This is a genomic window from Saccharibacillus sp. WB 17 (assembly GCF_008634075.2).
GTDB lineage: Bacteria > Bacillota > Bacilli > Paenibacillales > Paenibacillaceae > Saccharibacillus > Saccharibacillus brassicae.
In genome coordinates this window covers 56,965-65,595 of sequence record NZ_VPFK02000026.1, presented here as the reverse complement: position 1 = coordinate 65,595, position 8,631 = coordinate 56,965, and the positions used below count along the sequence as shown (strand labels likewise).

Annotated in this window: 7 protein-coding genes and 1 riboswitch; of the genes, 2 read left to right on the top strand and 5 right to left on the bottom strand. The window is 60.3% G+C overall.

Features of this window, described 5'->3' with window-relative positions; translation table 11 throughout:
• The 3 genes from FTE24_RS14725 to FTE24_RS14715 all read right to left on the bottom strand — a co-directional run.
• On the bottom strand, positions 1–1,870 hold a 1,870-nt coding region (locus tag FTE24_RS14725; RefSeq protein WP_160441780.1), incomplete at its 3' end, for an ATP-binding protein.
• Positions 1,863–2,537, bottom strand: a complete 675-nt coding sequence (locus tag FTE24_RS14720; protein WP_150233866.1) for an urea amidolyase associated protein UAAP2 — start codon at positions 2,535–2,537, stop codon at positions 1,863–1,865. The genes FTE24_RS14720 and FTE24_RS14725, both read right to left, overlap by 8 nt.
• Positions 2,534–3,253 carry an urea amidolyase associated protein UAAP1 gene (locus FTE24_RS14715; RefSeq protein WP_150233863.1) on the bottom strand — a complete coding sequence of 240 codons (720 nt, stop codon included), beginning with the start codon at positions 3,251–3,253 and terminating at the stop codon, positions 2,534–2,536. Before FTE24_RS14715 ends, FTE24_RS14720 begins: the two co-directional genes overlap by 4 nt.
• Positions 3,254–3,348: 95 nt before the next feature.
• Positions 3,349–3,457: riboswitch (guanidine-I (ykkC/yxkD leader) on the bottom strand.
• Positions 3,458–3,704: 247 nt separating this feature from the next.
• On the opposite strand from FTE24_RS14715, the gene FTE24_RS14710 reads away from it, so the two are divergent.
• Complete coding sequence (locus tag FTE24_RS14710) at positions 3,705–5,039, top strand: APC family permease (protein WP_150233861.1); 1,335 nt, start codon at positions 3,705–3,707, stop codon at positions 5,037–5,039.
• Between the two features lie 91 nt (positions 5,040–5,130).
• On the opposite strand, the gene FTE24_RS14705 is transcribed toward FTE24_RS14710, so the two are convergent.
• A complete protein-coding gene (locus FTE24_RS14705; RefSeq protein ID WP_150233859.1) occupies positions 5,131–6,039 on the bottom strand; it encodes a DsbA family protein in 909 nt (302 codons plus the stop codon).
• 177 nt (positions 6,040–6,216) lie between these two features.
• On the opposite strand from FTE24_RS14705, the gene FTE24_RS14700 reads away from it, so the two are divergent.
• Complete coding sequence (locus FTE24_RS14700) at positions 6,217–6,543, top strand: winged helix-turn-helix transcriptional regulator (protein ID WP_150233858.1); 327 nt, start codon at positions 6,217–6,219, stop codon at positions 6,541–6,543.
• Between the two features lie 48 nt (positions 6,544–6,591).
• Here FTE24_RS14700 and FTE24_RS14695 read toward each other — a convergent pair whose 3' ends face one another.
• The gene (locus FTE24_RS14695; RefSeq protein ID WP_150233856.1) at positions 6,592–8,574 is read right to left on the bottom strand and encodes a beta-galactosidase; all 1,983 of its coding nucleotides are present in this window, start codon (positions 8,572–8,574) and stop codon (positions 6,592–6,594) included.
• Positions 8,575–8,631: the final 57 nt, after the last annotated feature.

The window sequence follows — 8,631 nt, the reverse complement described above, 5'->3', positions numbered from 1 at the left end:
TCCATTCGCGGGACACGGCCGGCCGCGAAGCCGGAGCCGCCGCCGGCAGCGGGCGGCCGGCGGACGGCTTCACGCGCAGCACGGCGCCGGGGCGCAGCGCGCCGCCGCCGTAACCGCCGAAGCCGCCGAGCGTGAAGGTTGCGGCGCTGCCCAGCGTGAGCGGAATATCGAGCCCGCCGGCGGCGAGCAGGTAAGTGCGCATGCCCGAGGCGGCTTCGCCGACGGTCAGCACCGAGCCGGCCGGCGCTTCGGTCGGCGCGTACGGCAGGACGGGCACGCCGTCCAGATCCGCGGTCATGGCGGCGCCGGTCAGGCAGAACCGGATCGTATCCCGGAAGCGGTAGCTGCCGCCGCGGAACGTCATCTCCAGACCGGCGGCTTCGTCTTCGTTGCCGAGCAGCCGGTTGCCGATCCGGAACGACAGCGCGTCCATCGGTCCCGAAGGCGGGACGCCGATATCCCAGTAGCCGGTGCGTCCCGGGTAGTCCTGCACCGTTGTCTGGATGCCGCCGTCGATCACTTCGATCGCGCGTTCAAGCGGCGAGAAGCCGGCGAGCATGCCGGTATGGACCTGCCCGCCGCGGAAATCCGGCTCCTGCAGCAGGGCGGCCACGTACGACTGGTTCGTCGTGAGGCCGTAGACGCGCAGTTCGTCGAGGCAGGCGATCATTGCCTCGATCGCCGCGTCCCGATCGTCCGCATGCACGATAATCTTGGCCAGCATCGGGTCGTACAGCGTCGTCACGTCGACGCCTTTGGCGATCCAAGTCTCTACGCGGGCGCCGGCCGGCCAGACCACGTCGTCGATCACCCCGGCGCTCGGCCGGAAATCCTGGCCGGCGTCTTCGGCGTACAGGCGTACCTGCAGGCTGTGTCCCTGCGGATGCCGCACGAGATCCGGCAGGTTCCGCAGATCGTGCTTCGCTTCGCGCACCATCCATTCCACGAGATCGATGCCGAGCACTTCTTCGGTCACGCCGTGTTCCACCTGCAGGCGCGTATTCACCTCGAGGAAATAAAATTGCTCCGAAGCCGCATCGTATAGAAATTCGACCGTGCCCGCGCTGCGATAATTCGCCGCTTCGGCGAGCATCCGCGCGCATTCCAGCATGCGCCGGCGCACGTCTTCCGGCAGCCGCGGAGCCGGCGTCTCTTCGACGACTTTCTGGTTGCGGCGCTGCACGGAGCAGTCGCGTTCGCCGAGCGCTACCGCTTCGCCGTCCGCGTTGCCGAAGATCTGCACTTCCACGTGCCGCGCCTGGGTAATGTATTTTTCCAAAAAGACGCCGCCGTCGTTGAAGTTGGCCGCCGCCAAACGGGTGACGGAGGCGTAGGATTCCTGCAGCTCCGCTTCGTTTTCGCAGATGCGCATGCCGATCCCGCCGCCTCCGGCCGTGCTCTTGAGCATGACCGGATAGCCGATGCGCCGTGCCTGCAGCACCGCTTCCGCCAGATTCTCCATCAAGCCGGTGCCGGGCAGCAGCGGAACGCCCGCCGCTTCGGTCAGCGCCCGCGCGGTATGCTTCAGGCCGAACAGCTCGATATGCTCCGGCTCCGGCCCGATAAAAGCGATTCCCTGTTCAGCGCACGCTCTGGCGAACGAAGCGTTCTCGCTCAGGAAGCCGTAGCCGGGATGGATACCGTCCACGCCGTGCTCCAGAGCCGTCCGCAGAATCAGCTCTCCATTAATGTAGCTTTCTTTGGCGGGGCCTTCGCCGATCAGCACCGCTTCGTCCGCCAGTTCCACGTGCAGGCTGTCGCGATCCGCCCGCGTGTACACGACGAGCGACGCAATATTCATCTTCTTGAGCGTGCGCAGGATGCGCACCGCGATCGCGCCGCGGTTGGCGATCATCACTTTGTTAAACATGGGCTTCGCCTCCTTGGTCGTTCCAGATCAATACCTGCGCCGGCGTCGGGTTGTAGGCGTTGCACGGATTGTTCAGCTGCGGACAGTTGCTGATCAGCACGGTGACCGGGCAGAGCGCTACCAGTTCCACGTAGCGGCCCGGACCGGATACGCCGTCGGCAAAAGACAGTCCGCCTTCCGGCGTCACCGGCACGTTCATGAAGAAGTTGACGTTCGGCGCGAGATCCCGTTTGGTAAATTCGGGCCGTCCGGCCAGCATGAGCATGAACGTATCGCGGCAGTTGTGCATCGGCAGCGTGTCGTGCGAATAGCGAACGGTGTTGCTCTGGGCGGAGCAGGCGCCGCCGATCGTGTCGTGGCGTCCGCACGTGTCGGCCGTGATCCGCAGCAGATCGCGGCCGGATTCCGCTTTGAGCACGGAGCCGGTCGTCAGGTACAGATTCCGCTGCCCGGTAATCGTGCGGACGGCGCTGTACCGGTCGGCCGGATCTTCGCTGGCGTAGAACAGCGTATCGACGGCCTGATTGCCTTCCAGATCGACGAGGCGGAGCGTCTGCCCCGGCAGCAGGTCGTGCAGCCAGCCGTCGCCAGCGGGAATGATATGGGAGTAGACCGCGTCTTCCGGACGCAGCGGACTCAGGGCGGGCACGAATGCGTAAGTGTTCATTGGACGTTCGCTCCTCTCAGCAGCGCCTGGGCCTGCCATGTATTCTCGAAAGCGCGGCGGTTCTCCGGGCAGTGGCGGACACACAGGTCCTGATCCGTGACCGGCGCCGCTTCGCTTACTTCAATCGCAATCGCGGCGTCCGGATAGAGAGGGGAGGGGTTCAGCGGATTGGGCGTATTGGAGAAGACGAACAGCACGTCCATCTCCGTGCGCAGCGTCACGCTGCGGCCTTCCGTGTCCTGCTCGGCGTAGCGCATGCTGCCGTCGAGTTCGCACACCACTTTGGAAAAAAGGTTCACCGGCGGAATCAGGTCGCGCGCCGTCAGGCGGCTGCGGAACAGCTCCACCGTGAAATTCTCTGCTCCGCTGCGCAGCCAATCGTTGCGCTGCTGCTGGTAGCGGGTGAAGCCGTAGCGGTCGTCCGTGGCGCTTCGGGTCGTATAGCCGCCAAGCGGATCGTGCCAGCCCGCCGTGTCTTCGACGATCGAGGCGAGCACGCGGCCCTGATCGCTCATAAGTACGTGGCCCGCCGTGAAAAAGGCCGTGTGCTGCGCTTTTAACGTATCCGGCATGTTGTAGCGTTCGGCAGGGTCGGCCGCGGAGTAGAGCAGCACGGACAAATTGGCCTGACGGCCGGCGGCTTCGAACCGAACCCGTTTTCCTTTTCCGATGATGCCGGACCATTTGCCGCCCGGCTGAATCGTGAATGCCTCCATGCGAAACCCTCCTCGAATCTGAATATGAACGGGAACAGGGGAGCGGGAAAAACAAAAAGCCCGGGAGAAACCGTCAAAGCTGTTCGCTTTGACGTTTCTCCCGGGCTTTTGTCCCGCCGTGGACATCGGAATGATTGCGGCCGATGCGTTTTCTCTCGGACCAGTCGGCCTTAGACAGCACCCGGAACCCTAGAAAACAATTTGTATGCAGTTGTTGTGTCACAAACATTAACATAAGGTGACGAGTCGAGCAAGGTTTTTTTCGAAATTCAGCCGTGTAAGTCCGTTTATTTGATCTTTATGTTAGGTTTAGGTATTAAATACGAATAAATGTTCCTATTTACAAACGAAAAAGAAGCTTGTTATAGTCGGTCTACTCTGAAAGACGCAGAAAACCTAACATATGATTCCGGCATGCTCAGAGACAATCCCGAATGGAGAGTGCATCCACATGTCCAAAGAAATCACGTTAAAAAGAGATTTGTCTTTATCGCATGTTGTCACGATGGGACTGGCCTGGATGTCGCCCATGATCTTCTTCACCAGTTTCGGAGTGCTGCACGAAGGGGCCGGCGGGATGCTGCTTGCCGCTTACGTGCTGGCGTTCGTCGCCATCATCTTCACCGCGCTGAGCTACGGGCAGATGGCCAAAGCGTTTCCCGTGTCCGGATCGGCCTATACGTACGTGTCCAAAGCGATCAACCCGTTTCTCGGCTTCGTCGTCGGCTGGGCCATTCTGCTCGATTATTTGTTCTCGTGCATCGTCGCGGTGCTGATGTTCGGCGTGAATCTGCATGCGCAGTTCTCTTCCGTGCCGTCCGCGGTCTGGATCGTGCTGCTGACGCTGATCGTCATGGTCATCAACATCATCGGTATCAAAACGTCGGCCAACATCAACAAAATCTTCGTCCTGCTGCAGCTGCTCTTTATCGCCGGATTCTGCGGCATGCTCGTGTACAAAGCGGTGACGGGCGGCGTCAGCGCCGGGCTGAACCCGTTCCCCGCCTCGTCGGGCGTCAGTTTCTCGACCATTTTGGCCGGCGCTTCGCTGGTCTGCTTCTCGTTCCTCGGCTTCGATTCGATCACGACGATGGCGGAAGAGACGAAAGACCCGAAGAAGACGATCCCGCGCGCCATTTTCATCATCGTGGTGACCGCCGGACTGCTCTATTTCATCACCGCCTATCTCATTCAGCAGATCTATCCGAATTTCGCGTATACCCACGTGGACTCGGCCGGCTACGAACTGATGCAGTCGATCGGCGGCGGACTGCTTGCGGGCATCTTCACGTTCGTCATCATTTTCTCCGTGCTGTCGCAGGGCATGTCATCCATGACGACCGTGACCCGGCTGCTGCTCGTCATGGGCCGCACGTCGCTGCTGCCGAAGCCGTTTGCTTCGCTGCACGCCAAATATCGCACGCCCGTGTTCAACATTTTGCTCATGAGTCTGATCTCGCTGTCGGCGCTGTTCATCAGTCTGGAGACGGCGATCAAGTTCGTCAGCTTCGGCGCTTTGACCGCGTTCCTGTTCGTGAATATTTCCGTAATCGCGCACTATATCGTTCGTCGGAAGCAGCGCGCGCCGCGTGATCTTCTGATTCGGCTGGTATGTCCGCTGTTCGGTTCGCTGTTCGTCCTGTACCTGATCACGCTGCTCGGCCGTTCTTCGCTGCTGCTCGGCACCGGCTGGTTGATCGTGGGCCTTGTCTACTACGCCGTGCGGCGGGTGAAGTTCTCGTCGCTCGACAAAACGGCCACGGCGGCGCCCGAACGTTCGGTGTAAGCGAAGACGGACGGGCTGCCGGGGAAAAGAAATTCGAAAGCAAAAAGCGCTCAAGTCCGCAGGATGGACTTGAGCGCTGTTTTGTCGGTCGTCAGATATACAGCTCGCCCATGACGTGCCGAATACGGGGCGGCCGGCCGCTTAACTGCTCGGCGACGAATGCTTCGGCCTGATCCGGCCGCAGGTCGTACATCACTTCGATTTCTTTGGAAAAGAGATGCTCTTTGCCCGAGAACCAGTCCGACAGAGTCGGAACTTCAGCCGCACTCGCCGGTTTGTTCAACAGAGATTCAAGACCTTTGACGTAGGTCTCAAGCGGCTGCGCCCCGACGATTTTGACGCCTTGACTATTTTCGTTCATCATGACGATCGTCGGAAAACCGCGGACTCCGAGCCGGGCAGCCAGAGCGAAATCTTCTTCCAGCAGCGTCTGGGCGGATTCCTCTGCCGCCTGTGCGACGAGGTCCCGGCCGTTCAGGCCGATCTCGTCGACGAGGCGGATCATCGCGGCTTCTTCGGCGATATTTTCGTTGAAAGCAAACAGCCGCTCGCGTGTCTTGCGCAGGTATTCCCGTTCTTTGCCGGGATGGTTTTGCTGGATGACTTTGAACACGCGGGACGGAGGAAAAGAAGATTGGATCGGATGATCCAGCCACAAGCTGCCGTCGATCGGCATGCGGGAATGTTCGCCGACTTCTCTCCAATGCCCGGCAACGTCGGACGGCTGCCGAATCCCGTTCGCCCGGTCGCCAAAACCGTTCCAGCTTGGGAGCAGTCCGCCCATGACGACGTTGAATTCAAAATGATGTCCGTACTGGAGCTGAAAACGGTTCAGGACCGGTTCCAGCGCCCAGCAGTGGGAACAGATCGGATCGGTGACGTAATGGAGCGTCAGCTTGGACGTTTGCGGCGAGAAATCGAGCCGCTGGATCGCGTCTTCGTCGCTCGGTCCGCATTCGCCGGTTCGTAAATCGCATACCGTATTCGGATTCGTTTTCATGCCTGCATTCTCCTTGTGAAGGTTATTAGCTTTCTTTAGGTTACATGGTATTATTATAAGACTTGGGATTTGAACTTCAATTACTGTCTTTTTTCATACCAGGTATCCTGCAGGATACTTGGGCCAACAACCCGGAAGAACTTGTGGACAAGAACTTCCTGAAAAGGAGCGAAAAATATGAAATACGATTCCGACATGCAAAGGTTGTGCCCGGCCGCGTTTTCTTTTCAAGTCATCGGAGGCAAGTGGAATCTTCCTATCTTGGCCGTTCTTGCCGGGAACGAGACGATCCGCTACAACGCGTTGAAAAGAGAACTGAACGGCATTACGGCGACGACGCTCGGGAATACGCTGAAGGAACTGATCGCCCACGGCGTCGTGCGGCGCGAAGCTTTTGCCGAAGTGCCGCTTCGGGTCGAATATTCGCTGACCGAGTCCGGCAGGGAACTGGTGCCGCTGATCGAAGCGATCGTCGGTTGGGGCGACCGGCATCTGGCGAAGTAAGGGTTTGTACGCGCTGCATGCAGATCCAATCCATTTCCCCGAAAAAGATTACTCCAAAATCTCCACGCCCAGCGCCGGAAGGATCAGCTGCCGCTCCAGTCGCTCGCCGGTCAGCAGGCTGACGCAAGGGGTGTCCAGTTCGATCTCCCGCGGTTCGTTCGTCAAATTGATCAGGAACCGGAACGCTGCTTCGCCTTTGGTTCGAACCGACAGCTCGACCCCTTCGGGGAGACGGAGTCCGGGCGTCAGCCCTTTTTGCGCGAGCAGTTCTTCGAACAACGCATGGAAGTAGGCCGGTTCCGGCCAGGTGCCGACGTAATAGACCTGGCCGGCGCCGAACGCGTTGACGGTCACCGCCGGCACTCCTTCGTAGAAGTCGTTGTCGTACCAAGCGATCGCTTCGGCGCCGCGCAGTTCCAGCAGGTCGCACCACTGCTGCGCGGCGAAGATGCGGCCTTGCGCGTCGCGAATCGCATGTTCGCTGCGGCCGATCGCGTCGTATTCGCTCACGACGACCCCGGCCGCTTCCGCCAGCAGGCCGGGCAGAGGGCGCATCTCGCATACGTTCCGCATATTTTTGACGCCGGTTCGATTCGTCAGTACGACGGTGCCGCCCTGCTCCGCGAATCGCTCCAACCGCTGCGCGACTTCTTCGCTTAACAAGAAGAGGGAAGGGACCACGACGATCGTGTACCCGTCGAGCGGTTCCGTCCAGTTGATCACGTCCGTGCCCACGCCCATTTTGAGAAAGGCATTGTGCATCGAGGACAGATTGTCGATATAGGACATGCCGCCTTCGGCCTGGGCCTGAAGGGACAGCGCCGTATGCTGGTCATGCGAATGAAGAATCGCCACCGTATTCGAGACGATCGAACCGCCGAGCCGTTCGCCGAGCCGGTTCACTTCGCGGGTCAGCTGGGCGAATTCCCGGAATCGGCGTCCGGGCACGTTGCTGTGGTCGATCAAGCCGTGCCAGAACTGCTCGGCGCCGACCGTGGCGCTGCGCCAGCGGAAATGCACGATCCGGTCGGCGCCGCGAGCGATCGCCTGCCAGGAGCGGGCCCGAATCAGGCCGGGATAAGGCGTGCGCTGAATCGGCATCCACGCGCCCTGCGCTCCGCTGAGCTGCTCCATGACCCAGAATCCCTGCCGCTTGATGCCCCGGACCAGGTCCAGCGTGAGCGCTCCGTTTCTCGGGAACCGGTCGCCGTAATCGCGATACAGTTCATTCGGATAATAATCGAACGAAACGAAGTCCAGTTCCCGATGCAGATCGTAATAATCGAGCGTGTTGGGATACTGCCACATATTATGCGTCACGAACTGCTCCGGGCAGTTGCGGCGCAAAATCTCGAGCTGCCAGTTCAGCAGATGGCCGACGCTGTCCGAGCAGAAGCGCTTGTACTCCAGCATGTAGGACGGATTCATCGGCCTGCCGCCGCCGATCGGCGTCGTGATCTCGGACCAATCGCCGTATTCGCCGCTCCAGACGACCGTTCCCCACTCCCGGTTCAACTCTTCGAGGTCCGCATAACGCTGCTGCAGCCAAGCGACGAAAGCCTGATTGCACGTGTCGCAATGGCACTCCTGGTCATGCATCTCGTTATCGATCTGCCAGCCGATAACGGCCGGATGCTTTGCGTAGCGCCGTGAGATCGCTTCCACGAATGCCGAGCCTACTCTTTGCAGGGAAGGGCTGTTGTTGCAGCGGTGCCCGCGTACGCCGGGGCGGACGACGTGAAGCTGCTCGTCCAGAGGCAGCACGTCCGGATAACGGGCCGTCAGCCAGTTCGGCGGCGTGTTGGTAGGCGTGCACAGCACGACCTGCATGCCCCGCGAAGCGAACGTGTCGATCGCCGCGTCCAGCCATTCGAACCGGTAATCGCCTTCCGCCGGCTCCAGACGGCTCCACGCAAACTCCGCCATGCGCACGGTGGACACGCCCGTCTCCTGCATAAGGTTGGCATCGCTTTCCCACAATTCCCGGCTCCACTGCTCCGGATAATAATCGATCCCTATCTGGATATTCATCGCGCAGTCTCCTTCTTCTATCTGGATATTGCGATTATAGGGGATTCCGATTAGACT

Coding starts and splice junctions, on each gene's coding strand:
- FTE24_RS14720 (WP_150233866.1), bottom strand. CDS start 2,537: ATGAACACTTACGCATTCGTGCCCGCCCTGAGTCCGCTGCGTCCGGAA.
- FTE24_RS14715 (WP_150233863.1), bottom strand. CDS start 3,253: ATGGAGGCATTCACGATTCAGCCGGGCGGCAAATGGTCCGGCATCATC.
- FTE24_RS14710 (WP_150233861.1), top strand. CDS start 3,705: ATGTCCAAAGAAATCACGTTAAAAAGAGATTTGTCTTTATCGCATGTT.
- FTE24_RS14700 (WP_150233858.1), top strand. CDS start 6,217: ATGAAATACGATTCCGACATGCAAAGGTTGTGCCCGGCCGCGTTTTCT.
- FTE24_RS14705 (WP_150233859.1), bottom strand. CDS start 6,039: ATGAAAACGAATCCGAATACGGTATGCGATTTACGAACCGGCGAATGC.
- FTE24_RS14695 (WP_150233856.1), bottom strand. CDS start 8,574: ATGAATATCCAGATAGGGATCGATTATTATCCGGAGCAGTGGAGCCGG.